This is a genomic window from Paracoccus tibetensis, assembly GCF_900102505.1.
In the GTDB taxonomy this organism is placed as follows: domain Bacteria; phylum Pseudomonadota; class Alphaproteobacteria; order Rhodobacterales; family Rhodobacteraceae; genus Paracoccus; species Paracoccus tibetensis.
This window is the reverse complement of the sequence record NZ_FMVT01000003.1, coordinates 137,311-162,037: the sequence shown is the minus strand read 5'-3', so window position 1 is coordinate 162,037 and position 24,727 is coordinate 137,311. Positions and strand designations below refer to the sequence as shown.

22 protein-coding genes are annotated in these 24,727 nt (G+C 70.5%); 11 read left to right on the top strand and 11 right to left on the bottom strand.

Annotated elements, in window-relative coordinates; translation table 11 throughout:
* Nucleotides 1–4: 4 nt before the first annotated feature.
* Together BLP73_RS05225 and BLP73_RS05220 are read left to right on the top strand one after the other, a co-directional pair.
* Nucleotides 5–2,056, top strand: coding sequence for a PqiB family protein (locus BLP73_RS05225; protein WP_090741021.1), 2,052 nt, complete (start codon nucleotides 5–7; stop codon nucleotides 2,054–2,056).
* Between the two features lie 14 nt (nucleotides 2,057–2,070).
* Nucleotides 2,071–2,718, top strand: coding sequence for a PqiC family protein (locus BLP73_RS05220; RefSeq protein WP_090741424.1), 648 nt, complete (start codon nucleotides 2,071–2,073; stop codon nucleotides 2,716–2,718).
* On the opposite strand, the gene BLP73_RS05215 is transcribed toward BLP73_RS05220, so the two are convergent.
* The 3 genes from BLP73_RS05215 to BLP73_RS05205 form a co-directional block, all read right to left on the bottom strand.
* Nucleotides 2,719–3,501, bottom strand: a complete 783-nt coding sequence (locus tag BLP73_RS05215) for an inositol monophosphatase family protein (protein ID WP_090741019.1) — start codon at nucleotides 3,499–3,501, stop codon at nucleotides 2,719–2,721.
* Nucleotides 3,488–4,852 carry a TldD/PmbA family protein gene (locus BLP73_RS05210; protein ID WP_090741016.1) on the bottom strand — a complete coding sequence of 455 codons (1,365 nt, stop codon included), beginning with the start codon at nucleotides 4,850–4,852 and terminating at the stop codon, nucleotides 3,488–3,490. Before BLP73_RS05210 ends, BLP73_RS05215 begins: the two co-directional genes overlap by 14 nt.
* A 75-nt stretch (nucleotides 4,853–4,927) precedes the next feature.
* The gene (locus BLP73_RS05205) at nucleotides 4,928–6,466 is read right to left on the bottom strand and encodes a DUF2125 domain-containing protein (protein ID WP_090741014.1); all 1,539 of its coding nucleotides are present in this window, start codon (nucleotides 6,464–6,466) and stop codon (nucleotides 4,928–4,930) included.
* Between the two features lie 74 nt (nucleotides 6,467–6,540).
* Here BLP73_RS05205 and BLP73_RS05200 point away from each other — a divergent pair, with 74 nt between their 5' ends.
* Complete coding sequence (locus BLP73_RS05200) at nucleotides 6,541–7,179, top strand: enoyl-CoA hydratase/isomerase family protein (protein WP_090741012.1); 639 nt, start codon at nucleotides 6,541–6,543, stop codon at nucleotides 7,177–7,179.
* On the opposite strand, the gene BLP73_RS05195 is transcribed toward BLP73_RS05200, so the two are convergent.
* Nucleotides 7,158–7,586: a hypothetical protein gene (locus BLP73_RS05195; protein ID WP_090741010.1), complete on the bottom strand. Its 429-nt coding sequence runs from the start codon at nucleotides 7,584–7,586 to the stop codon at nucleotides 7,158–7,160. The two genes, BLP73_RS05200 and BLP73_RS05195, sit on opposite strands and share 22 nt — an antisense overlap.
* A 266-nt stretch (nucleotides 7,587–7,852) precedes the next feature.
* Between BLP73_RS05195 and BLP73_RS05190 the strand changes: the two genes are divergently transcribed.
* From BLP73_RS05190 to BLP73_RS05180, 3 genes are all read left to right on the top strand, one after another.
* Nucleotides 7,853–8,800, top strand: coding sequence for a glucokinase (locus BLP73_RS05190; RefSeq protein ID WP_090741008.1), 948 nt, complete (start codon nucleotides 7,853–7,855; stop codon nucleotides 8,798–8,800).
* Between the two features lie 98 nt (nucleotides 8,801–8,898).
* Nucleotides 8,899–10,767, top strand: a complete 1,869-nt coding sequence (locus BLP73_RS05185; protein ID WP_090741006.1) for an autotransporter assembly complex protein TamA — start codon at nucleotides 8,899–8,901, stop codon at nucleotides 10,765–10,767.
* Nucleotides 10,767–15,248 (top strand): translocation/assembly module TamB domain-containing protein, encoded by a 4,482-nt coding sequence (locus BLP73_RS05180; protein WP_090741003.1) that lies wholly within the window; start codon nucleotides 10,767–10,769, stop codon nucleotides 15,246–15,248. Before BLP73_RS05185 ends, BLP73_RS05180 begins: the two co-directional genes overlap by 1 nt.
* Nucleotides 15,249–15,267: 19 nt before the next feature.
* On the opposite strand, the gene BLP73_RS05175 is transcribed toward BLP73_RS05180, so the two are convergent.
* Together BLP73_RS05175 and BLP73_RS05170 are read right to left on the bottom strand one after the other, a co-directional pair.
* Nucleotides 15,268–16,890 carry a PAS domain-containing protein gene (locus tag BLP73_RS05175; RefSeq protein WP_175453243.1) on the bottom strand — a complete coding sequence of 541 codons (1,623 nt, stop codon included), beginning with the start codon at nucleotides 16,888–16,890 and terminating at the stop codon, nucleotides 15,268–15,270.
* Between the two features lie 70 nt (nucleotides 16,891–16,960).
* Nucleotides 16,961–18,259, bottom strand: a complete 1,299-nt coding sequence (locus BLP73_RS05170; RefSeq protein ID WP_090741419.1) for an ActS/PrrB/RegB family redox-sensitive histidine kinase — start codon at nucleotides 18,257–18,259, stop codon at nucleotides 16,961–16,963.
* Between the two features lie 115 nt (nucleotides 18,260–18,374).
* Between BLP73_RS05170 and BLP73_RS05165 the strand changes: the two genes are divergently transcribed.
* From BLP73_RS05165 to BLP73_RS05155, 3 genes are all read left to right on the top strand, one after another.
* Nucleotides 18,375–19,004 (top strand): SCO family protein, encoded by a 630-nt coding sequence (locus BLP73_RS05165; protein WP_090741001.1) that lies wholly within the window; start codon nucleotides 18,375–18,377, stop codon nucleotides 19,002–19,004.
* Nucleotides 19,005–19,077: 73 nt separating this feature from the next.
* Nucleotides 19,078–19,629, top strand: a complete 552-nt coding sequence (locus BLP73_RS05160; protein ID WP_090740999.1) for an ActR/PrrA/RegA family redox response regulator transcription factor — start codon at nucleotides 19,078–19,080, stop codon at nucleotides 19,627–19,629.
* Nucleotides 19,630–19,718: 89 nt separating this feature from the next.
* The gene (locus BLP73_RS05155) at nucleotides 19,719–20,024 is read left to right on the top strand and encodes an H-NS histone family protein (protein WP_342672080.1); all 306 of its coding nucleotides are present in this window, start codon (nucleotides 19,719–19,721) and stop codon (nucleotides 20,022–20,024) included.
* A gap of 15 nt (nucleotides 20,025–20,039) precedes the next feature.
* On the opposite strand, the gene BLP73_RS05150 is transcribed toward BLP73_RS05155, so the two are convergent.
* Genes BLP73_RS05150 through BLP73_RS05140 form a run of 3 tightly spaced genes read right to left on the bottom strand, consistent with a single transcriptional unit; the run spans nucleotide 20,040 to nucleotide 21,813 of the window.
* Nucleotides 20,040–20,663 (bottom strand): HD domain-containing protein, encoded by a 624-nt coding sequence (locus tag BLP73_RS05150; protein ID WP_090740997.1) that lies wholly within the window; start codon nucleotides 20,661–20,663, stop codon nucleotides 20,040–20,042.
* 6 nt (nucleotides 20,664–20,669) lie between these two features.
* Entirely contained in the window at nucleotides 20,670–21,212 is a 543-nt protein-coding gene (gene secB / locus BLP73_RS05145; protein ID WP_090741414.1) for a protein-export chaperone SecB, read from the bottom strand.
* A 55-nt stretch (nucleotides 21,213–21,267) separates the two neighbouring features.
* Nucleotides 21,268–21,813: an FxsA family protein gene (locus BLP73_RS05140; RefSeq protein WP_090740994.1), complete on the bottom strand. Its 546-nt coding sequence runs from the start codon at nucleotides 21,811–21,813 to the stop codon at nucleotides 21,268–21,270.
* Between the two features lie 112 nt (nucleotides 21,814–21,925).
* On the opposite strand from BLP73_RS05140, the gene BLP73_RS05135 reads away from it, so the two are divergent.
* A complete protein-coding gene (locus tag BLP73_RS05135; protein WP_090740992.1) occupies nucleotides 21,926–22,582 on the top strand; it encodes a Tim44/TimA family putative adaptor protein in 657 nt (218 codons plus the stop codon).
* Nucleotides 22,582–23,181, top strand: coding sequence for a Smr/MutS family protein (locus tag BLP73_RS05130; RefSeq protein WP_090740990.1), 600 nt, complete (start codon nucleotides 22,582–22,584; stop codon nucleotides 23,179–23,181). The genes BLP73_RS05135 and BLP73_RS05130 overlap by 1 nt, the downstream gene beginning before the upstream one ends.
* Here the strand turns inward: BLP73_RS05130 and BLP73_RS05125 are convergent.
* The gene (locus tag BLP73_RS05125) at nucleotides 23,178–23,357 is read right to left on the bottom strand and encodes a PLDc N-terminal domain-containing protein (protein ID WP_175453256.1); all 180 of its coding nucleotides are present in this window, start codon (nucleotides 23,355–23,357) and stop codon (nucleotides 23,178–23,180) included. The two genes, BLP73_RS05130 and BLP73_RS05125, sit on opposite strands and share 4 nt — an antisense overlap.
* A gap of 63 nt (nucleotides 23,358–23,420) precedes the next feature.
* A complete protein-coding gene (gene hslU / locus BLP73_RS05120; protein WP_090740986.1) occupies nucleotides 23,421–24,719 on the bottom strand; it encodes an ATP-dependent protease ATPase subunit HslU in 1,299 nt (432 codons plus the stop codon).
* Nucleotides 24,720–24,727: the final 8 nt, after the last annotated feature.

The window sequence follows — 24,727 nt, the reverse complement described above, 5'->3', positions numbered from 1 at the left end:
CAAGATGAGCGACACTCCCGAACCCCTCAGGCCGGCAAGCCCGGTGCGCAAGACGGCTGCACGTGCCGCCCGGGCGGGGGTCAACGTGATCTGGATCGTGCCCATCCTGGCGCTGGTCGTCACGCTTGCCATCGCCTGGACCAGCTTCCGCGACCGCGGCAGCCTGATCGAGGTCGAGTTCGCGGACGCCACCGGCATCACCCCCGGCGAGACCACGCTGCGCTTTCGCGAAATTACCGTCGGCCGCGTTGAATCGGTGCGCTTCACCGCGGACCTGACGCGAGTCGTCGTGGGCCTGCGCGTGGATCAGGACCTCGCCTCCTACATCGACGCGGATGCCAGCTTCTGGATCGTCCGGCCGCAGGTGACGGCGCAGGGGGTGACGCGGCTCGACACCGTGCTGACCGGCGCCTTCATCGAGGGCTACTGGGATTCCGAGGTCGGCGAGCCGGCCGAGCGTTTCGTCGGCCTCGACCGTCCGCCCCTGGTGCGCAGCGATCAGCCGGGCACCTGGATCACCTTGGCGATGGAAAGCGCCGAGGGCCTGACCGAGGGCGCGCCGATCCTCTTCCGCGGCGTCGCCGTGGGGCGGATGGAGAACGTGCGCCTCGACGACGCCTCGGACCGGGTGCTCGCGGACGCCTTCATCGAGGCGCCCCATGACGGGCGGCTCACCACGGCCAGCGTCTTCTGGGACACGTCGGGCTTCCGCATCTCGCTCGGGGCGCAGGGGCTGTCCTTCGGGGTGAACTCGCTCTCCTCGATCCTGCAGGGCGGCATCGCCTTCGACACGGTCGTCAGCGGCGGGCGCCCGGTCGAACGCAGCCATGTCTTCACCGTCCAGCCCGACGAGGACACCGCCCGCAACCTGGTCTTCGCCGAGGAGGAATCGACCCGGTTGCGCGTGGCGATGGTCATCGACGACTCGCTGCGCGGCCTGGCACGGGGCGCGGACGTGCAGTTCCAGGGCCTGCGCGTCGGCCAGGTCACCGACCTCTCGGTCACCATGAGCGAGGACGAGACCGGCCGTCCGCAGGTGCGCCAGCTGGTGCAGCTGTCCATCTTGCCCTCGCGCCTCGGCCTGCCCGAGGAGTCGACGGCCGAGGACGCGCTGGCTTTTCTGGCCGCGGCGGTCGAGGACGGCCTGCGCGCGCGCGTCGCCAGCTCGGGCTTCTTCGGCACCTCGCTGATGGTCGAGCTGGTGGACATCCCCGGCGCCGCCCCCGCCGCCATCGTGACCGAGGGCCAGCCCGTGCCGCTCCTTCCCTCGGTCGAGGGCGATCTGGACGACTTCTCGGCCAGCGCGCAGGGCTTTCTGGACCGGCTCGGCAGCCTGCCGATCGAGGATCTTCTGAATTCGGCGCGCGACATGCTGGACAGCATCACCTCGATCGCGGCCTCGCAGGACACGCGGGCGCTTCCGGGCGCGTTGCGCGCCGCCATCGAGGACGGGCGGCTGGCGCTGGCCGACATCAGCGCCATAACCGCCGAGCTGCGCGAGAGCAACAGCGGAGAGACGCTGGCGCAGGTCCTCGAGGAAGCCTCTGCCGCCTTCCAGGCCGTCACCGACGCCGCCGCGGACGTGCCCGAGATGGTCGAGCGCATCGAGGCCGCCGCCGCCGCGGTCGAGGAGTTCGGCTTCGCCGCCGTCAGCACCCAGGTCGAGGGGATCCTGGCCGACCTGCGCGCCATGCTGGGCAGCGAGGATGCCGAGCAGCTGCCGCGCAACCTGTCGAACACGCTGGAGGCGGCGACCGGGCTGCTGAACGATCTGCGCGACGGCGACGCGGCGGGCAATCTCAACAACGCGCTCAGCTCGGCCAGCAGCGCGGCCGACCAGATCGCGGCCTCGGTCCAGCAGCTTCCGGCCCTGATCCAGCGCCTGCAGGCGACGGCCGCGCGGGCCGACGGGGTCCTGTCCAGCTATGGCACCCGCTCGGCCTTCAACAACGAAGCCGTCGCGGCGCTGCGCGAACTCAGGCGCGCGACCGAGGCCTTCGGCTCGCTGGCTCGCCTGATCGAGCGCAATCCGCGCGCCTTCATTCTGGGACGATGACAGGGACCTTCATCATGCACCGCCTCTCTCGCCTGCCCCTGACCGCCCTGATCGCCGCTCTCGCGGTCGCAGGCTGCTCGAACCCGGAAAAGACGGCGCGCCACCTGATCGACCCGCCGACCGCCGGCATCCAGGTCGCCAACCGGATCGGGACGGCCGAGCTGAAGGACGTGTCGCTGCCGGAATACGCCTCGGACCAGGAGGTGGCGTTCCAGACGCCGGACGGGGCGGTGCGGGCGACGCCGGACAATCTGTGGGCGGACAACCCGAGCCGCGCCTTCACCACCACCCTCGCCCGCGCCATCAGCGACGTCTCGGGCGCCACCGTCATCGGCACGCCCTGGCCGCTGGCCGAGCCGCCGCAGCGCGTGATCGAGGTTCGGGTTGAGCATGCCCTGGCGCAGGCCTCGGGCGTCTACCGGCTTGGCGGGCGCTATTTCGTTGCCGACGAGCGGCTGACCGGCGGCGGGACGAACCATGCCCGCAGCTTCGACATTCGCGTGCCGATGGCCGCGCAGACCCCGGCGGCGACGGCGGCCGCCCTCAGCCAGGCGATCTCGATCCTCGCGCAGCAGATCGCGACCCTGTCCGGGCCGGGCACGACCATCGCGACCCAGAGCCCCGCGCCCATCGACAGCTTCTCGCTGGACCCGATCTTCTGATCAGCGCGCCAGCGCGTCCAGAAGCTGGCCGTGCAGCCGAGGCCCGGCGACCAGCATCCCCTCGACCATGGCGCGCGCGCTGTTGAAGCGCATGCGCCCGCCGCCGCGCTCGGTCGCCAGCGCGCCTGCGCGTTCGGCGATCAGGCTTCCCGCCGCGATGTCCCATTCCCAGGCCGCGCGCAGCGACAGGGCGGCGTCGAACTGCCCCTCGGCCACGAGGCAGAGCCGCCAGGCCAGCGAGGACCGGAACTCGCGCCGGATCGGCGGCACGTGGCCGCCCTTCCAGTGATGCGGCTCGAAGGCTGCGCGATAGGTCAGAACGCGCGCCCCGCCGAGCGGGGCGTCCGTCGGCGCGATGGGCCGGCCGTTCAGCAGCGCCGGGCCGCCTGCGGTGGCGGTATAGGTCAGCTTGCGCGCGGGAAGATGTACCACGGCGGCCACGATCCGGTCGCCCTCGGCCACGGCCAGCGAATGCGAGAAGCTGTCCTGCCCGTCGATGAAGGCTCGGGTGCCGTCGATCGGGTCGATGATGAAGCAGCGATAGGCGTCGAGCCGCGCCGCGTCGGCCTCGCTCTCCTCCGACAGCCAGCCGTAATCCGGCCGGGCCGCCGCAAGCCGCGCCTGCAGGGCGTCGTTGACGGCAAGGTCCGCCTCGGTCACCGGGCCGGCGTCGCCGCCCTTGTCCCAGGCCTTCGGATCGCGCCGCCAGTAGCGCATGGCGATGGCGCCGGCATCCTCGGCGGCCTCGGTCAGCAGCTTCAGGTCGTCCTCAGGCGCCGGCAACGGTCATCCCCTCGACCAGCAGGCTGGGCACCTCGGCGCCGCGCCAGGCCAGCGCGTCGTCGGCGGCGACCAGGGTCATCAGCATCTCGCGCAGGTTGCCGGCGATGGTGCATTCGTTGACGGCGTGGACGATCTGGCCGTTCTCGACCCAGAAGCCGGCCGCCCCGCGCGAGTAGTCGCCCGTGGTGCCGTTGATCGAGGCGCCCAGCATCGAGGTGACGACAAGTCCCCGCCCCATCTCGCGCATCAGCGTCTCGGCGCTGCCCGCGCCGGGCGTCAGGATGACGTTGCTGTGGCTGGGCGCGGGGGCCGAAGCCAGCCCGCGCGCGGCCGAGCCGGTGCTCTCCATGCCCAGCTTGCGCGCCGTTGCGAGGTCCAGCGTCCAGCCCTGAAGCACGCCGTCCGTCACGATGGCCCGACGCCGCGTCGGCAGCCCCTCGGCGTCGAAGGGCCGGGACGAGGTGTAGCGCGGGCGCAGCGGGTCCTCGATCAGGTCCATGCCCGCGGGCAGCACCTGCGCGCCGAGGTCGCGGCGCAGCCAGCTGGCCCCGCGCGCCACCGCGCTGCCGTTGACGGCCGACAGTAGGTGCGAGACCAGCGTCGCCGCGACGCGCCGGTCATAGAGGATGGGGAAGGCGCCGGTCGGCGGCTTGCGCGCCCCTGCCCGCTCCAGCGTGCGCGCGGCGGCGAGGCGGCCGATCTCTTCCGGCGGCGGCAGGTCGCTGGCGAAGGCACGGGATTCGGCGGCGTAGTCGCGCTCCATCCCGAGCCCCTCGCCCGTGATGGCGACGACCGAGATGTTGTGCCCGCTGCGCCCGTATCCCCCCGAGAAGCCGTTCGAGGCGGCCAGCCACATCCGGCGCTGGCTGTGGCTGGCATGAGCGCTTTCGACCTGGCTGATGCCGCTGACGGCAAGGGCCGCGGCCTCGGCCCGCAGCGCGATGTCCTGCAAGGCGGCCGGCGCGGGCTCGGGCGCGTCCTCGGCCAGTTCCAGCCCCTCGGCGTCGCGGCGCACCGACAGCTGTCCGGGGTTGGCAAGGCCGAGCGTGTCGTCCACCGGCGCCTCGCGCGCCATCGCAACGGCGCGCTCGGCCATGGCCGCAATGGCTTCGGGACTGTGATCCGAGGACGAGACCGCCGCCTGGCGCCCGCCGATCAGGACGCGCAGCCCGATCTCGCTGCCCTCGGCCCGCTCGGCCTGCTCCAGCGCGCCGGCCCGCACGTCGATGCTGACCGATCGGCCCTCGACCGCCATCGCGTCGGCCTGCTGGGCGCCGGCCTTCAGCGCCAGATCGACCATCATCTCGGACAGCTGCTTCAGGCGGTCCCGGCTTGGCAAGTGGTGGTTCATCTGGTCCTCGGGCTTGCGAACATCGCGGAAGTCGCAGGCCGGCGACGATCGCCGGCCGGCACGGCGCAGCTGCCGTTACTGCACCTGCTGCCCGTTCGCGAAGATCGAGCCGTCGTCGCGGAATTCCAGCTCGGTCCGCAGGCGGTCCGGCTCGCCCTCGACGGGGCGGGCGAACATCGCCAGCATCATCCGGGTGCCCATCAGCTGCTCCTGCGGCAGAACGCCCATGGCGACCATAGTGTCGAGCAGCTGGTTGATGCCCGTAATGTCGCCCGACAGCGTGCCGACCGGCTGCGAGGGGTCCTCGCCGAAGGTCAGCTGGCCACCAAACTCGGCCGTCGCCCCAAGCGCGTTCAGCGCCATCCGGTTCACCGACAGGCTGCGGGGCTGGATCGGCAGCTCTTCGGTCTGCTCCATCCCGTCGGCGTTGATGAGATCGGTCGCGATGACCGCCTCGCCCGACAGGTCGATGTTCAGGTTCGCCGGATCGCGGGGCAGCTGGCTTTCGGGATCGAAGCTGGCCCAGAGCGACTCGTCGAGGGTGATCCCCTCCAGCGCATAGGTTAGCGAGAAGGGCTGCGGCGCCTCCGCCCGGAGGATCGGCATGACGAGCCGTGCGGTGCCCGTGGCGACGCCGTAGCTGAGGGGCATCGGCATCTCGTCGCCCGCCCCCTCGACCTGCATGTTGCGCGTCGTGCCCTCGAAGGTCAGCCCGGCCTCTGACAGCGCGAAGCCGATCTCGCCCGCCTCGGCCGCGGCGGTGCCGGTGCCCGAGGTTTCCTCGCCCTCGACCGACCGGCGCGAGGACTGCATCGTCGCGCTGAAGGGGCCGACCGAGAGGCGGCCGTCCATCGTCAGCCCCTGCCGCAGCGCCTCGGCCGGGTTGTTCTCGAAGTCCAGTTCGCCGCCGGGGGTGGTGCCGGTGCCGACAAGCGCCAGCTGCTCAGCGGTGATATCGGCGGTGAAGCTCTCGGCCGCCGCGGCCTCGCCCGTGTCCGGCTCGCCCTCGGCGTCCAGTGCCGGCCCCTGCCCCGACAGCTGCACCTGCATCCGCGCCGCGCGCAGGTCGTAGCTCTGCGTGTTGCCGCCGCCCGTCGCCTGACGGATGCCCTGGTTGCCTTGGAAATCGGTCAGCACCATCGTCAGCGGCGACTCGCCCTCGGAGTCAAGCGCGGTGCCGGTCAGGCGCAGCTCGGGCACGGTGTAGCGGTGCTGCATCTCCTCGGGCGTGCCCGAGGACAGCGTCTCATTGCCTGGCATCTGCATGACCGCGTCGAAGCCGCCTTCGCGGCCCATCCGGTCTGGCGCGCGCGAGGTCAGCGCGATGTCGCCCTCGATTACCGAGCGCACGGTGCCGTCGCCGGCATCCGTCAGGACGATGGCCGGGAAGGTCGCGCTGAACTGGCCGGGCGCGTCCTGAGCCGCGCCGAGGACGACATTCTCCAACCGCAGCGTGTCGCCGTCCTCGCTGCGGGCGCCGACACCGACCTGGTAGCCCATGTCCGTATAGGTGCGCTCGAGGCTCTCCCAGACTTCAGCCGGGGTGACGTCGGCCAGCGCCGTGCCGGCGCCGAGAATCAGCGCGAGCGCCGAGGTTGCAAGCGGACGAAACATGCGGATACCTTCCGGAAATCGTGTGTCTGTGGGATTTCTGACACAGCAGGGGGAAAAGTGAAAGCCATCACCGCATGATCGGGCAAGAGCGCCGCGGCGCGCTGACCCTGCTGACGCTGGACCGCGCGGGCAAGGCCAACGCCCTGACCGAGGCGATGCTGCGCGACCTGACGACGCGGCTCGAGGGGCTTGCGGGCGACGGCACGCGTGCGGTCGTGCTGACCGGGGCCGGCAAGGTCTTCTCGGCGGGTGCGGATCTGGACGAGGCGCAGCGGGGGCTGGCCCGCTCGGATGCCTGGCGCGCGCTGTCCAGCCGCATGGCGACGATGCCCTGCCTCACCATCGCGGCGCTGAACGGAACGCTGGCAGGCGGCGCCTTCGGCATGGTGCTGGCCTGCGACCTGCGGCTGGCGGTGCCCGAGGCGCAGTTCTTCTATCCGGTGATGAAGCTGGGCTACCAGCCGCCCCAGGGCGATCCCGAGCGGCTGGTGCGGCTGGTCGGTCCCGCGCGCGCCAAGATGATCCTGCTGGCCGGCGCAAGGATTGGCGCGGAGGAGGCGCTGGCTTGGGGTCTGGTGGACCGTCTGGCCCCGGCGGCCGAGCTGATCGCCGCCGCATGCGCGCTGGCGGAGCCCCCTCTCGCGGCGGCCGAGGGGCACGTCGCGGCCCTCAAGGCGCGGGTCGAAGCCCCTCAGAGCCCGGCGCTGCTGTAGTAGATTTCGGCGTCACGCTCGTTGCTGTAGCCGATGCCCGAGGCGATGATGCAGCTGGTGTCGTCGGCACGCGGCGCGACGACGGTCCATGTGCCCAAGAGGTCCGACGCCCAAAGCTCGGTGCCGCCCGCGCCGGCGGTGACGACGGGCTCCTCGGCGAAATCATGCGCCAGTGTATGCGCGATCTCGGTGTCCTGGGCGCAGTAGGGTTGATCGTCCACCGCGACCTCGGACAGCGGCAGGTCGTTCACCTGCGCGAGAAGCGCGGCGACCTCGACGCCGGCCATGGCCGACCAGGACTGGACCGGCTGATCCGCGCGCGTCGCGCCGAAAGCCGGGAGTGCCATCAGCAGCGCTACGCTGCCGGCCATCCCAAGACGGGTCAGGCTGGATGCGGGGCGGTTCATGGCGGGTCCTTCCTTTTTCTGTCATTCGGTCTTGACACCAGCAAAACCCGGGGTTCTGGCACTGGTTCCCCTAACGTCAGGTCACATTTCACCCGCTCATAGATGCAGGGATGCAACAAGTCGCTGACATCGTGGCAAAATAGCCGCGCTCCCGGGCGCCGGATGTTTTTTGCACGCGCACGCGGTTCGACGTGCCGAGCCGCTCGAAACATGCCGCGATCTGCCCTAAAGCATGGGCCCAACCGCATGAGGGTGAGGAACGACCGATGGCGATGCTTCTGGGGGATGTGGGCGGGACCAACGCGCGGCTGGCCATCGCGCGCAACGGGACGATCGACCCGCAGACGGTGACGCGCTTTCGCGGCGACGACTTCGCCAGCTTCGACGACGTGGTGCGCCGCTTCCTGGCCGAGCAGGGGCAGCCGCATGTCGCCTCGGTCTGCATCGCGGTGGCCGGGCCGGTCAGCGGCGGCACCGCCCAGCTGACCAACCGCGACTGGTCCTTCGACGAGACGAACCTGGCGCGGCTGACGGATGCGGACCAGGTCCGGCTGATCAACGACCTGACCGCGCTCGGCTTCGCGACGCCGGCCCTGCGCGGCGACAGCCTCGCGGTCCTGCGCGAGGCCCCGGCGGACCGGGCGCGCAACGGGCAGGCGATGGTCGTCGGCCTCGGCACCGGCTTCAACGTCTGCGCCGTCCGCGCGCTGCCCGGCGGCGCCATCACCGCGCTCGAGGCCGAGGAGGGACACACCCACCTGCCGGCCAACATCATGGCGCGGCTCGTGGACGCCGTCGGCCCGGATGCGGCGGCAGGCTTCTTCTCGACCGAGGAGACGTTCGCGGGCCGCGGCCTTTCGCGGCTTCACGCGGCCCTGACCGGCAGCGACTCCGTCCGCAGCGAGGAGGTCGCGAAGGCCGCCGAGGCCGGCGATGCCGCCGCCGTCCGCACCTATGACTTCTTCGCCGAGCTGACCGGCCTTCTGTGCCGCGAGCTGGCGCTGCGCTTCATGCCGCTGGAGGGGATGTTCCTTGCCGGCAGCGTCGGGCGCAGCATCGCCGACCGGATGCCCCTGTTCGAGCGGGCCTTCCTGAGCGAGGCGCATATGCGCCACATCCCCGGGAACACGCCGATATTCCTGATCCGCGACGACATGGCGGCCCTGCACGGATGCCTTGGCGCGCTTGGCGCCGGGCCCACCCGCCTCACGTAAAGGTCAGACATTAGAGGGACCGCCGACCCGGATTGACTGGATTCCCCGGCCCGATCCTGCTTCAATTGCCCCAACAAAAAGGTGAGCGGGGCGAGAGGATGCGGGCGATCATTGGCGCGGTTCTGGCGGTGACGACGGCGCTCGGCGGCGTGCTTCTGGCGCCGGTCGGGGCCGGGGCGCAGTCCACCAACCCCTTCTCGGGCCTGTTCGGCGGTCGCGCGGACGACGGCCCCGTGCGGCTGGAGTTCCGCGTCTCGGGCGGCGACGACGATCTGGAACGGGCCTTCCGCAACACCTCGCTCATCGCCGGCGCGCTGGCCGAGGACCGCGTCACCGGACAGGACGTGCTGGCCGCGGCGCGGGGCGACTATGCCCGCATCCTAGGCGTTCTTTATGACGAGGGCTACTATTCCAGCAGCGTCAGCATCCAGCTGGACGGGATCGAGGCCGCCGAGGTGGCGCCGCTGGACGCGCCCGAGTTCATCCGGAACGCCATCGTCGTCGTCGAGCCCGGCCCGCGCTTCCGTTTCTCGCGCGCGCAGATCGCGCCGGTCGCGCCCGGCAGCGAGATCCCCGACGGCTACCGCGCCGGAGAAGTCGCCGGCACCGGCGTCATGCGCCGCGCGGCGATCGCGGGCGTCGATGGCTGGCGCGCGGCCGGTCACGCCAAGGCCGACCTGGCCGCCGAGCAGATCACCGCCGACCACAACGCGGCGCAGGTCGACAGCCGCATCGCCCTGGCGCCCGGACCCGCCGTCACCTTCGGGCAGATGCGCGTCAGCGGCAACCAGCGCTTGAACGAGCGGCGCCTGCGCAAGATCGCCGGTTTCCCCGAGGGCCAGCGCTTCGATCCCGAGGATCTCGACACGGTGCGCCAGCGCCTGCGCCGCACCGGCGTCTTCTCGGCCGTGACCCTGACCGAGGCCGAGCAGCTCTCGCCCGGCAACGTGCTTGACGTGGACCTGACCGTGGTCGAGCAGCGGCCGCGGCGGGTCGGCGCGGGCTTCGAGATCTCGAACACCGAAGGCGCGCAGGTCTCGGCCTACTGGATGCACCGCAACCTGCTGGGCGGGGCCGAGCGGCTGCGGATCGAGGGGCGCGTCAGCAACATCGGCTCGCAGACGACGGACCGCAACGACGAGCTGTCGCTGCGGATCGACCGACCCGCCACCGTGACGCCGGACACCACCGCCTATTTCGAGACCCGCATCGCCCGCACCCGCGAGGAGGATTACGACGAGGACAGCGCCAGCGTCGCGCTTGGCTTCAACCACATTTTCAGCGACCGGCTGACGGCGGATGCGGCGCTGCAATACCGCGCCTCGCGCGTGTTCGACGCCAATGGCCGCACCGATTTCCGGGTGCTGGCCCTGCCGATGAACGTGCTCTGGGACCAGCGGGACGAGCCGAACAACGCCAAGCGCGGCTACTACCTGTCGGGCGGCCTGATGCCCTTCCGCGGCTTCGGGGACACCGGCTCGGGCGCGCAGGCCACCGGCGAGGGCAGGGCCTTCGCCTCGTTCGGGGAAGGGGACCGCTTCACGCTGGCCGGGCGCGGCCGCCTCGGCACCATTCTCGGCAGCGAGATCGACACGACGCCGCGCGGCTATCTGTTCTACTCGGGCGGCGGCGGCAGCGTCCGCGGCCATCCCTTCCGCAGCCTCGGCGCCGAGGTGATCCCCGGCCCCGATGGGCCGATCAAGACCGGCGGCATGAGCGTCGCCAATGCCAGCGCCGAGTTCCGTTTCCAGGTGCGCGAGCGGATCGGCATCGTCGCCTTCGCCGATTACGGCCGGGTCTGGACCGACAGCAGCTTCGGCGGCGACAGCGGCGATCAGGCCGGGGCAGGGGTCGGCGTGCGCTATGACACGCCCGTCGGGCCGCTGCGCTTCGACGTGGCCGGTCCGGTCAGCGGCGATACCGGCGACGGCGTGCAGCTTTACCTTGGATTGGGGCAGGCCTTCTGATGAGACGTTTCTGGGTCCTCGCCTTCGCGTTCTTCTTCCCGCTGGCGGTGCTGGCGCAGACGGCCGCCGAACTCTCCGAGCAATATGCCGACGACCGCGGCTTCCTGACCGGCCTGCTGGAACGGAACCTCTCGGGCGCCGGGCGCACCGTGATCATCGACGGCTTCGAGGGCGCGCTGTCCTCGCGCGCGACCTTCTCGGAGATCCGCATCGCCGACACCGAGGGGGTCTGGCTGACCCTGCGGGATGGCGCGATCCAGTGGAACCGCAGCGCCCTGCTGCGCCGGCGGATCGAGATCGCCGAGCTGTCGGCGCGCGAGATCCTGCTGCCCCGGATGCCCGTCGGCGAGCAGGCGCAGGTCCAGGCCGAGGTGCCCGTCTTCGCGCTTCCCGAACTGCCCGTCGCCATCAACATCGAGCAGATCCGCGCCGACCGCGTGGCCCTGGGCGAGCCGGTCATCGGCATCGAGGCCGCGCTGCGCGTGCAGGGCGCCCTCAGCCTCGAGGGCGGCGAGGGCGAGACGCAGCTGACCATCGACCGCATCGACGGGCCGCGCGGGCAGTTCGTGCTCGACAGCGCCTTCTCGAACGAGACGCAGGTCCTGCGCCTCAACCTCGGCCTCGACGAGGCGGCGGACGGGGTGCTGGCCAACCTTGCTGGGATCTACGAGCGGCCGGCCCTGACGGCGCAGATCAGCGGCGACGGCGTGCTCAGCGACTTCGCCGCCGACATCCGGCTGGCGACGAACGGGCAGCCGCGCATCGCGGGCCAGATCGCGGCGAACGAACGGGCCGATGCCGACGGCACCGCGGGAACCGCCTTCCGCTTCGAGCTGGGCGGCGACATCGCCACCCTGCTGCGCCCCGAGGACCGCGCCTTCTTCGGCCGCCAGACCCAGCTTCTGGCCGAGGGCTTCCGCGCCGAGACGGGCCGGCTGGAAATCCCGCAGCTGAGCGTGCAGACCGAGGCCCTGCGCCTGTCCGGCTCGCTCTCGACCAACGACCAGAACGCGCCGCAGCAGGCCGAGCTGCTGATCGCGCTCGGCCGCGACGCGGAGGCGACGCAGCTTCCGGTGCAATTGCCCTTCGCCGAGGACGGCACCACCGTCGACAGCGGCCGGCTGGAGCTGTCCTATGACGCGGCCGAGGGGCAGGGCTGGACCCTGGCCGGCCGTGTGGGCGAGCTGGATCTGGGCGAGGCCCGGATCGGCGCGCTGACGCTGGACGGGCAGGGCGAGGTCGTCCTCGACGGCGACGCGCTGAGTGAGGTGACCGGCAGGCTCGGCTTCGGCGCCGACCAGCTGGCCTTCGACGATCCGAACCTGGCCGCGGCCGTGGGGCAGGCGATCACCGGCGCGGCGGATTTCAACTTCACCCCCGGCAACGCCGTCGATATCTCGGGGCTGGAGGTGGCGGGGGCCGATTACGGGCTGTCCGGCGATTTCCTCGTGTCGGGTCTCGGCAGCGGCATAACGCTCTCGGTCGATGCGAACGCGCGCTACAGCGACCTGTCGCGCCTGTCGGGCGCGGCGGGGCGTCCGTTGACCGGCGCGGCCGATGTGGACCTTGTCGGCTACTACATCCTTCTGAACCGCAGCTTCGACCTGGACGCGACGGTGCTGGCGACGGACCTGACCCTCGGGCAGGAGCAGGCCGACCGGCTTCTGGGCGGCGAGTCGCGCATCACGCTGGACGTGCGCCGCGACGAGACCGGGATCGAGATCGAGGAGCTGACGCTGAACGCCGCGCGCCTGACGGCCGAGGCGCGGGGCCTCGTCTCCAGCCTCTCCAGCGATCTGGTGGCGCAGGTGTCGATGCCGTCGCTGGCCGACGCCGATCCCGATTTCGGCGGCAGCTTCGAGGCCGAGGCGCGGCTGACCGGCCCCGCGGGCCTGCGCCGCCTGACGCTGGACGGCGAGGCCGAGGATCTGCGCGTCGGGATCGAGGCGCTGGACCGCGCGCTGGACGGAATGACCACGTTGACGGCGATCCTCGGCGAAAGCGCGGACGGCTACCAGCTCGAGACCTTCCGCCTGGCGAACCCGCAGCTGACCGCGCAGGGGCAGGGCGCCTTCGTCGAGGGCGCCATCGACGCGGTGGCGCAGCTGGCCGTGCCGGATCTTGCCGTGCTGCGCCCGGAATGGTCGGGCAGCCTTCAGGCCGAGGCGCAGGTGACCGAAGAGGACGGCCGCCGCGTGATCGACCTGACGGGCGAGGGGACGAACCTCGACTTCGGGCAGGCCGGTGTCGGCGAGGCGCTGACAGGCCGCACGGTCCTGCGCGTCTTGGCCGAGGAGCAGGACGGCCGGGTGACGCTGCAGGACGTGCGCGTCACGGGCGAGCGGGTGCAGGCCGTGGCCGAGGGCACGCTCGGCGAGGGGGTGACCGACCTGCGCGCCGACCTGTCGCTGGACACGCTGGCGCCTTTCGGGCCCGGCTGGCGCGGCGCGCTTCAGGCTCAGGCCAGCTTCCGCGAGGCCGAGGACGGCCAGCGCCGGCTGGAGCTGACGGGCACCGGTCGCGACCTCTCCTTCGGGCAGGCGCAGGTCGATGGCGCCCTGGCCGGCGAGACGCAGATCCAGCTGACCGGCACCGAGGCGGGCGGCGTCTTCACGATCGAGACCGCGCGCGTCCAGAACCCGCGGCTGAACGCCACCGCCACCGGCAGCGTCGGACCGGGCGCGACCGACGTCACGGCCCAGCTTGCGGCCGCGGACCTGCGCTTTCTCGGCAACGGCATCCGCGGCGCGGTCGAGGCCGAGGGGCGGCTGGTCGATGACGGCCAGCAGCGCCGCCTGACGGCGACGGGCACCGCCAGCGGCCTCGGGCTGGGGCAGCCGCGTATCGATCCACTCTTGGCCGGCCAGACCGCCTTCGACGTCGCGGCCGTGCAGAGCGACGCGGGCCTCACGGTGCAGAACCTTTCCGTCCGCAACCCGCAGCTGACCGTCACGGGCAGCGGCGATCCCGCCAGCGGCATTTCGCTGGATGCGCGGCTGGCGAATCTAGGGGTCCTCGTCCCCGAGTTTCCGGGTCCGGCCAGCGTCACCGGCACGCTGCGCGAGCAGGGCGCGAATTTCGCGGTCGATCTGGACGTGGCCGCCCCGGGCAGCGTGAACCTGCAGATCGCGGGCACGGCGGCGCGCGATGGCTCGACCGTCGATCTCGGCATCACGGGCAGCGCCGATTCGGCGCTGGCGAACACGACGCTGCGCACGCGCAGCATCACCGGGCCGCTGGCGATCAACCTGCGGCTGGCGGGACAGCCCTCGCTGCAGGCGCTCGGCGGCACGGTGACGCTGAGTAATGGACAGCTGTCGGATCCGGGCCTCGGCATCCGGCTGGAGGGCGTCGGGATCACCGCCGGCTTCCAGAACGGCCGCGTGCAGGTCGATGGCGCGGCCGATGTCGCCGCCGGCGGGCGCATCGTCCTGTCGGGCCCGGTCGACCTAGCGGCCGGCACGCTAGACATCGGGGTCGCGCTGCAAAGCGCGGTGGTGCGCGATCCGAACCTCTACGAGACGCGGGTCAGCGGGCAGGTCCGCATCTCCGGGGCCGGCGCGGCCGGGCCGCTGGTGTCGGGGCGCATCCTGCTGGAAGAGACCGAGATCCGCATCCCCTCGACCGGGCTCGGCGGCGCGCGGCGCATTCCCGACATCACCCATGTCGGCAGCCAGCGCCCGCCGGTCCGCGCCACGCGCGCCCGCGCCGGTCTCGAGGGCTATCCCAGCCCCGCCGCCAGCGCTGCGGGTCTTTCCGGTCCGCCCGCCACACCGGCCGTCAATCCGCCGCGGTTGGACCTGATCATCGACGCGCCGAACCGCGTCTTCGTGCGCGGCCGCGGCATCGACGCAGAGCTCGGCGGCAGCCTGCGCGTGACGGGAACGACGCGCGCGGTCGTGCCGATCGGCAATCTGGACCTGATCCGGGGCCGGGTGGACCTGCTGGGCAACCGCTTCACCCTGACCGAGGGTCTGATCGAGCTGCAGGGAGAGTTCATCCCCATCCTGCGCCTGGTCGCCGAGACGCAGCGCGACAGCATCACGACCCGCATCATCATCGACGGCGACGTCCGCGAGCCCGAGATCACCTTCGAATCCTCGCCCGAACTGCCGCAGGAGGAGGTGCTGTCGCAGCTGCTCTTCGGGCGGGGGCTGGACGCGATCAGCCCGCTTCAGGCGGCGCAGCTGGCCAATGCGATCGCCGTTCTGGCGGGGCGCGGCGGTGAGGGGATCATCGGCAACCTGCGCGACCGGGCCGGGCTGGACGATCTGGACCTGACGACGGATGACGACGGCAACGTCCAGCTGCGCGCGGGGCGCTATCTCAGCGAGAACCTCTACACCGACGTCACCGTGGGCGAGGGCGGGCGCAGCACCATCAACCTGAACCTCGACATCACCCAGAGCCTGCGCGCGCGCGGCTCGGTCGGCAGCGACGGCGGCAGCTCGATCGGCGTCTATTACGAGCGGGACTACTGACGCCCGGAGGCGGGCGCAATCACTCGGCGCCCACCGCCTTGGAGAGGCCGCCTGCGCCGACCTGCGCGGCGCGGGGCACGGTCGCCGCGATGTCGGGCAGCGCCATCTTGCCGAGGGCGTGCTGGCGGAAGCGTAGCATCACGTGCCCGCCCGAGATGCGGGTGACCGTCCAGCCGAGCAGCCGCCCGTCCGGCCCCGCCATGGCCCCGGTCGCACCGCCGACCCCCTCGCCGCCGGCCAGGGCCGCGCGCAGGGCCGCAAGGCCGGGTCCGCTGACGCCCGAGCCGCCCTCCCACTGCGTCAGCGCGGCGGGAACATCGGCCGGGCCTGCGCCCCAGATCGCGCGGTAGGCGGTGTTCGTCAGCACCGTCGCCCCATTCTCGCCGAAGACGGCGAGCGCGTCCTCGATCCCGTCCAGCACCTGCGAGCTGAGCATCAGCTCGGCCCGGAAGTTGCGGGTCAGCGTGATCTCCGAGGTGATGTTCTCGAAGAGGAAGGCGACGGCGCCATCGGGATGCGGCCGGCCCGTCACGCGATAGGTCTGCCCGTTCGGCAGGGACCAGGTCTCGGAGTGATGTCCGGTGGCGGCCGCGCTTTCCAGATTGGCCATGTGCTGGCGCCAGCTGCGATAGTCCTTGGGTTCGGGCACCATGCGCTGCTCGCGCAGTTGGTCGAGAAAGTCGAACAGCGTCGGGCGGGCGGTCAGGAAGCCCGTCGGTAGGCCGGTCAGGTCGATCAGCGCCGGGTTGAACAGTTGCAGGTTCCGCTGCCGGTCGAAGATCGCGAGGCCGATCGGAAGGTCGGCAAAGGTCTTGGTCAGCGTCTGCACGAATTCGCGCAAGCTCCGCTCGGCCCGCACGGCGGCGTCGGCGGGCAGGGCGAACATCATCGTCTCGTCGCCCATGCGGTGGCTGTGGCAGTCGTACCACGAGACGATGCCGTGATCCTCGAGCGCGGCGCGGCGGGTGGCGGTGCCGGCGCCCGGTACGGGCTTCGGCGCGTCCAGAAGCCGGGGCAGGGGCCAGCCGAGCGCGCCGTCGCCCCGCGCCTCGGCCCGGCGCAGATAGGCGGCATTCGCCCAGGTGATGCGCTCGTCCGCGTCCTGGCGCCAGACCAGCATCGGCGTCTGGTCAAGCGCGCGGCGCAGCAGCGTCAGCTCGTCCTCCATCGCCTGCAGGGACATCGCGTCCACCACGATGCCGCTATGCTCGGCCTCGGGATCGGCAATGGTGATGCGGCAGAGGCGGTCGCCCAGGTCCTCGGCCGTCAGCTTCAACCCGAGGCCCGTCGCCGCCGGGCGCGTCATCTCGACCCGGCCGAGCCGGGCCAGTTCCGCCAACCGCTCGGGCGCCTCGGGCAGGCGCGGGCCGAGCCACTGCATCAGCCGCGTCCAGTCGTCCCCCGCCGCCCCGATGCGGTCCAGAAGCGAGCGCGCCGGCGCCGTCGCGTCCACCAGCCTGCCGGCGCGGAAGAGGTAGGTGATGGGCTGGACCGAGGCGTCCAGATCCGCCCGTGCGGCCGGCGGCCGCTGCCGCCCCCGCCGCGCCCCGTTCCATGCCCGCATCGCCGCAAGCGCCAGGACGACCGATGCCGTCCCCGACGCCAGCGCTGCACCCACAAGTCTCAGTCCCTCGAGTTCCACGGCCGCAGGTCTCCATCCTGTCTTCGGAAACGAGGTTAACTCAACCCTGCTTAATAAGGGGTAAAGAAAATCAACCTGAGATGGTGGGATTTTGCGACAGCGCCAGCCGATCCTCGGCCTCGATCCGCTCAATCGGCCAGCGCACCGAGACGATGGCGCCCGGCCCGCCATTGGCGAAGGAGAGCCGCGCCCCCGAACGCTCCAGCAGCGTCTTGGCGATGAAGAGGCCGAGGCCCATCCCCTCGTAACTGCCGCGCTGCGCCTCGGTCCGCCGGCTGAGATAGGGCACGCCGATCCGCGACAGCAGCGCCGAGGGAAAGCCCGGCCCGTCGTCGCGCACCGTGACGGTCAGGCTGCTGGCGGTCAGATCCGTGTCGATGACCACGCGGCTGGCGGCGAAATCCACCGCGTTCTGGATGAGGTTCCGCAACGCGTGGATGATCGCCGGATCGCGGCGGATCACCAGGTCGTCCGCCGCGATCTCGACCTCGGGTCCACGCGCGGCATGAGGCGCGGCCGCGTCCTCGAGCACCGCCTGAAGCGGCGCCGCGCGCATGTGCAGGTCGTCCTTGCCGGCACGGCCCATGCTTCGCAGGATCTGGGCGCAGCGGTCGGCGGCGTGGCGCAGCGCGATCGCATCTTCGCGCAGGTCGGGGCGGTCCTGAAGCTCGTCCGCCAGCTCGGCCGCGATCAGCTTGATCGTCGCCAGGGGCGTGCCCATCTCGTGCGCCGCCGCCGCGACCACGCCGCCCAGATGTTGCAGCCGCTGCTCGCGCGAGAGGGCCATCTGCGTGGCGAAGAGTGCGTTCGAGGTCGCCGACAGCTCGGCCGTGACGCGGTGGGCATAGCCGGCGAAGAAGACGACGCCGATGACCAGCGCCACCCAATGCCCGAGCGCCAGGATCGGCGCCATCCGCAGCACCGTGCCGTCCGGCTCGCGCAGGGGCAGGGCCAGCATGGCCGCCAGCGTGATCAGCGCCACCGTCGCAAGGCCCAGGGCCAGGGTCTGCCGCGCGTTCAGCGAGGCCGCGGCGATCGTCACGGGCGCCAGCACCAGCAGCGCAAAGGGGTTCGCCATGCCGCCGGTCAGCGCCATCAGCGTAGAGATCTGCACCAGGTCGAAGCTGAGCTGCGCCACCGCCCGCCCCGGCGAGGTCCGCTTGGGCGGGCGCAGGAACAGCCACAGGTTCATCGCCACCGAGGCCGCGATCAGCAGTAGCACGGGCGTCTTCACGAAGCCGATGCCCATGAACCAGGCGACGACCACGGCCGCCAACTGGCCGCCGATGGCGAACCAGCGCAGCAGGACAAGCGTGCGGATGCGGATCGGCTCGGGCGGAGGCGGATTGGCCAGGTCGTGATCCCACATCCGGCCCTGCGCGTCGCTCAATTCGGTCATCCTCGGCCCCATGCGACAGTGCGCACCTTGATACCCCCGCCCCTATGCGCGATCAATGCCGGCATTTCCGAAGCGGAGGTCCATCATGGCTGATCGAAACATCCTGCTGATCGGGACGGCCGCCGCCGCCGCGGTCCTGGTGGGCGGCGCCGTCTTCCTGACACAGCAGCGGGGCGCGGACGATCTGGCGCAATGTCGCGGCAGCGCCGTGGCGGGCGGCATGGACGCCTTCGGCACCGATTTCGAGCTGACGCGCCAGGACGGCGCGCGGGTGACGGCAGATGAGGTCTTCACGCGGCCGACCCTTCTTTATTTCGGCTATACCTTCTGCCCGGATGTCTGCCCGCTGGACGCTGCGCGCAATGCCGAGGTGGAGGAGCTTCTGGCCGAGCGCGGCCTCGACGTCCAAAACGTCTTCGTCACCGTCGATCCGCGCCGCGACACGCCCGAGGTTCTGGCGCAATTTACCGGCGTATTTTCCGACGACATGGTCGGTCTGACCGGAACCGAGGACGAGATTGCCGCCGTTAATCGTGGCTGGCGCGGATATTACAAGCTGAATGACGAGGAAGATCAGGAATATTACCTGGTCGATCACATGACCCATACATATCTCGTGATGCCGGGAAACCGCACGGTTGAGTTTTTCCCGCGAGACGCCGCACCAGAGGCGATCGCGGACCGGACGCAATGTTTCGTCGAGGCCCTTTCCTAGGGCGATATGTCGCATCTATTTGCGTCGGCGCGAAAGGCGCACTACATCCCGTGCAAAGCAAAAAAGGCGCGCGATGGAAAACCTGACACAGCAGATCGGCCCGGACCCAAGCTTGCTTCTGGTGGATGATGACGAGGTTTTCGTCACCCGTCTCGCCCGCGCCATGGAAAAGCGGGGTTTTCGCGCCGAGACATCCACCAGCGTCGCGCAGGCCAAGCGCCAGATCGAGCGCAGCGCGCCGGCCTACGCCGTCATCGACCTGCGGCTCGAGGATGGCAACGGGCTGGATGTGGTGGAGGCGCTGCGCGAGCGGCGCGCGGACGCGCGGATCATCGTCTTGACCGGGTACGGCGCCATCGCGACTGCCGTTGCCGCGGTAAAGATGGGCGCGACAGATTATCTTGCAAAGCCGGCTGACGCGAATGACGTCACGCTCGCCCTATTGTCGAGCAGCGAGGGCCTGCCCCCGCCGCCTGAGAATCCCATGTCTGCCGACCGCGTGCGATGGGAGCATATTCAGCGCGTTTACGAGCAATGCGACCGAAATGTCAGTGAAACGGCGCGCCGGCTTCATATGCATCGGCGAACACTGCAGCGCATTCTCGCCAAGCGCGGACCGAGATAGATACCGAGATAGATAATGTGATAGGTTGAAACATCCGATATTTGCGCTATTAGTGAATAAAGAGAAGCGTGAATAAGGAGATTGATACCTTGGATTTCGAGAAGATGTCGCTGAAGGAATTGCGCGATCTGCGGACGAAACTGGACCGCGCAATCAACTCTTACGAGGACCGGCGTCGCCGCGAGGCGATGTCCGCCGTCGAGGAAGCCGCAAAGGCGCATGGCTTCAACCTGTCGGAACTGACCAGCGCGAAATCGCGCCGCGGCGGCACGGTCGCGCCGAAATACGTCCATCCAGAGGACCCGAACCAGACCTGGACCGGCCGCGGGCGCAAGCCCAAATGGGTGCAGGATGCGCTCGACCAGGGCAAGTCGCTCGAGGATCTCGGGATCTGAACGCAGCGGCGGCCCTCAGGGGCCGCTGGCACGTCCTGCCGCGTCGATCTGCGCCATCAACAGGGCAAACCGCTCCAGATAGGCGCTGCGCGTCTCAGCCGGGGGGCGCAGCCGGATCGAAAGTTTAGCCAGCAGATGCTCGGTCGGCACCGGGAACAGCCGCCGCGCCTCGGCTTCCGAGAAGCCGGCGATCGCCAGGGCCTCGAGCCGGGCAGAAATCCGGTCGGCCGTCTTGATGCGCGTCTTGATGATCCGGGGAAGCTGCGCGGGCAGGCCGAAGCGGCGATGCACCGCTGCCGCCAGCCGCTCGTCCATCGCCTTGTAGTCAGGCCCAAGCGCCGCCTTCACCGGCGAGATCATGTCGCCGATGACATATTCGGGCGCGTCGTGCAGCAGCGCGGCAAGGCGCCAGCGCGGCTCGGCCTGCGGGTCGAGCCGCGAGAAGATCTCCTCGACCAGCAGCGAATGCTCGGCAACGGAATACGGCCAGTCCCCGAGGGTCTGGCCGTTCCAGCGGGCGACGAAGGCCAGCCCGTGCGCGATGTCCGCGATCTCGATGTCGAGCGGCGTCGGGTCCAGCAGGTCCAGGCGCCGGCCAGACAGCATCCGCTGCCAGGCGCGCGGGGTTCGGGCGGCCATTCCCGGTCAGGACAGCTTGGTCGGAGCCTCGGCCTGCCCGGCCTGGACCTGCTGCGCCTGCGCCCGGCGCGCCAGCTCCTGCCGGTAGAGCGCGACGAAATCCACCGGGTCCATGTTGAAGGCCGGGAAGCCGCTGTCCCGCGTCAGATCGCCGATGATGCGGCGCACGAAGGGGAACAGCATCCGCGGGCATTCGATCATCAGGAAGGGATGCATCTGCTCTTCCGGCACGCCCTCGATCTGGAAGACGCCGGCGTAGTCCAGCTCGGCCAGGAACAGCGTCGCGCCGTCGGCGCGGTTCTTCGAGGTGACGCGGAACTTGGTGATGACCTCGTACTGGTTGCCCTCGCCGCGGCGGCGCGCGTCCAGGCTGACCTGCACGGTGATCTCGGGCTGGACGTCCCCCGTGGGAGCGCCCTTCTGCGCGACCGCGTTCTCGAAGGACAGATCGCGGATGTATTGCGCCAGCACCTGCATGCGAAGCTGCGGCTGCGGCTGCTGCGGCTGTGCCTGCGGGGCGGCGCCGTTGGTGTTCGTCTCGTCTGCCATGCTCATTCCTCGGATCTTGGGTCGCTGACGGTTCTAGCAGCGGGGGCGCAGGGCCTCAATGCCGCGTCCAGCCCGACCCGCCGCGGCGGACGGGCGGCTCGTCGTCGGTCACCGGCGGCAGGTCCGGCGGCGCGCCCCGGTCAGGCTCGGGCCCCTCGCCGGGGACGAAGTACTCGCCGTCGATGACGCCATCGCCGTAGGGCGCGCGATGCGGCTCGCGGCGCATCGTCGCAGTCTGCATCTCGACCCGGCTGATCTGGATGCGGCGGCCGACCTGCCGCATCACGCTGTCGCGAACGGCCGGGATCAGCAGCAGAAGGCCCACGCTGTCCGTGAAGAAGCCCGGGGTCAGCAGCAGCATCCCGGCCACGAGGATCATGACGCCATGCGCCAGGGGCCGCGTCGGATCGCGCAATTCCGCGAAGCTGCGCTGGATCTCCAGCCAGGCGTGGGCACCCTGGCTGCGCATCAGCGCGGTGCCGGCGATGGCGGTCAGGATCACGATCGCCAGCGTCGGCCACAGGCCGATCCAGCCGCCGACCTGGATGAAAAGGGCGATCTCGATGATCGGAACCGCCAGAAACGCTACGAACAACCACATGCTCACTTTACCTTCTCCAGCGCGGAAACTGGACTTGCACCCCGCCCATGCCTACATAATGGCCGAGCCCGATGTTACCAACCAGTCTCCATCGCACAAAGGTTTTCCGCGCATGTCCAACCCCCTGCTCCAGCTGCTTGTCCTGGCCGGGATCGCCATCTTCCTGATCCTCCGGCTTCGCAACGTGCTGGGGACACGCGACGGCTTCGAACCTCCCCAGGTCGAGGAAGGCGCCCCCGTGCAACGCCGCTTCGAGGTGATCGAGGGCACGGCGGACGAGATCGACCACGACGTGCTGGACCATGCCGAGGCCGGAGGCCCCGTGGCCGAGGCGCTGCTGGCGATGAAGCGCGTCGAGCCGAGCTTCGGCGTGCGCGACTTCCTGCAGGGCTCCAAGGCGGCCTACGAGATGATCCTGATGGCCTTCGAGCGCGGCGATCTGTCCGAGGTGCGCGCCTTCCTGGCCGAGCCCGTGGCCGAGGCGTTCCAGGGCGTCATCGACCTGCGCGAGGCGAACGGCCACACGGTCCAAGCCCAGTATCTCGGCACGCGCGAGACCGCGCTGCATGCGGCCGAGTTCGATCCGGTCACCGGCACGGCCGAGATCTCGGTCCGCTTCGTCGGCGAGTTGATCGCCGCCACGCGCGACCGCGACGGCAATGTCGTCGAGGGCGATCCGAAGGTTGCGCGGAAGCAGAAGGACATCTGGACCTTCGCGCGTCGCATGGGTCAGGACGACCCGAACTGGCAGCTCGTCGCGACCAGCTGATGAGTCGTCGTCGCGGCCCGTCGGCCGAGGATGCCGAAATCTGGGCCCGCGTCGCCGCGACCGTCGCGCCCCTGCATCCCAAGCGCGCCGACCCCAACGAACTTGCCGCGCCGGAACCCACCGCTGCAGCCCCCACGCCCGAGCGGGCAAACCGGCAGCCGCTGCCGCGGTTCCGGGTGGGCGAGGCCGCGCAGACGCGTATAGCGTCGCCCGGCCCAAGCCCCAGCCCGGCGCAGCGCCTGGCGGCCGGCCCGCTGAACATGGACCCCAAGACCCACCGCCGCATGACGCGCGGCAAGCTGCGCCCCGAGGCACGGCTGGACCTTCACGGCATGACCCTCGCGGTCGCCCATCCTCAGCTGATCCAGTTCGTCGCGTCCTGCCATGCCGCAGGGCTGCGGCTGGTGCTGGTCATCACCGGCAAGGGCCGGGGCGAGCATGGGCCGCTGCCGACGCGGCCGGGCGCGCTGCGTCACCACGTCCCCTTCTGGCTGCACGGGGCGCCGCTGGCGCCGCTCGTCCAGCAGGTGACGGCCGCCCATGACCGTCACGGCGGCGAGGGCGCCTATTACGTCTACCTCCGCCGCCCGAGGGTCTAGACGCGGTAGTTGGCCTTGGGGCCGGCGAACCACCAGATGATCAGCCCGACGACCGGCAGGATCAGGATCAGCAGGATCCACATGATCTTGGTGCCGTTGCTGGCATTGGTGTTGATGATCGAGGCGATGGCCCAGACATCCAGAGCGAAGATGATGATTCCGAAGAGCCAGCCCATGATGTCCCCCTGCATGTGGCGCGTCCGCGTCCAAACCCGCGGATGCGCCACAGGGTTCCGGGCCTAGAGCACGTAGCGCGACAGGTCGGTCGAGCGCGCCAGATCGCCCAGGTGCTTCTCGACGAAGGCGGCATCCACGCTGACGACATCGCCGCCGCGGTCCGGGGCGCTGAAGGACAGCTCTTCGAAGACCCGCTCGATCACCGTGTAGAGCCGCCGCGCGCCGATATTCTCGACCGCGCCGTTCACCTCGGCGGCGATGCGCGCGAGGGCCGCGATGCCGTCCTCGGTGAAGCCGACCTCGACCCCCTCGGTCGCCATCAGCGCCGTGTACTGCCGCGTCAAGGCGTTGTCCGTCTCGGTCAGGATGCGGACGAAATCCTCTTCCGTCAGCGCCCGCAGCTCCACCCGGATCGGCAGGCGGCCCTGCAACTCGGGCAGCAGGTCCGAGGGCTTGGCGACATGGAAGGCGCCCGAGGCGATGAACAGGATGTGGTCGGTCTTCACCGGCCCGTATTTCGTGCTGACGGTGGTTCCCTCGATCAGCGGCAGCAGATCGCGCTGCACCCCCTCGCGGCTGACGTCTCCGCCCCGCGCCTCGGTCCGCGCGCAGACCTTGTCGATCTCGTCGATGAAGACGATGCCGGCCTCCTGCACCGCCTCCAGGGCGGCCGCCTTGACCGCATCGTCGTCCAGCAGCTTGTCGGCCTCCTCGGCGATCAGCAGCTCGTAGCTTTCCGACACCGTCACCTTGCGCCGCACGCGCCGGCCGCCGAAGGCCTTCATCAGCGCGCCCAGGTCCATCGCGCCGGCCATGCCCGGCTGACCCGGGACCTCCATCCCGAAGGGCGAGGAATGGTCCTGCATCTCGAGCTCGATCACCGTGTCGTCCAGCTCGCCCCGCTTCAGCTTGTCGCGGAACATCTGCCGCGTGCCCTCGCGCGCCTGATCGCCGGCCAGCGCGCTGACCACCCGCTCCTCCGCGGCCTTGTGGGCCTTGGCCTTCACCGCCTCGCGCATCCGCTCTCGCGTGTCGGTCATCGCCGCCTCGGCCAGGTCGCGGATGATCTGCTCGACGTCGCGGCCGACATAGCCGACTTCGGTGAACTTCGTCGCCTCGACCTTGATGAAAGGCGCGTTCGCCAGCTTGGCCAGCCGCCGGCTGATCTCGGTCTTGCCGACGCCGGTCGGCCCGATCATCAGGATGTTCTTGGGATAGACCTCGTCGCGCAGGTCCTCGCCCAGCTGCTTGCGGCGCCAGCGGTTGCGCAGGGCCACGGCGACGGCGCGCTTGGCGTCCTTCTGGCCGATGATGAACCGGTCCAGTTCGGACACGATCTCGCGAGGGGTCAGGTCGGTCATGTTACGCC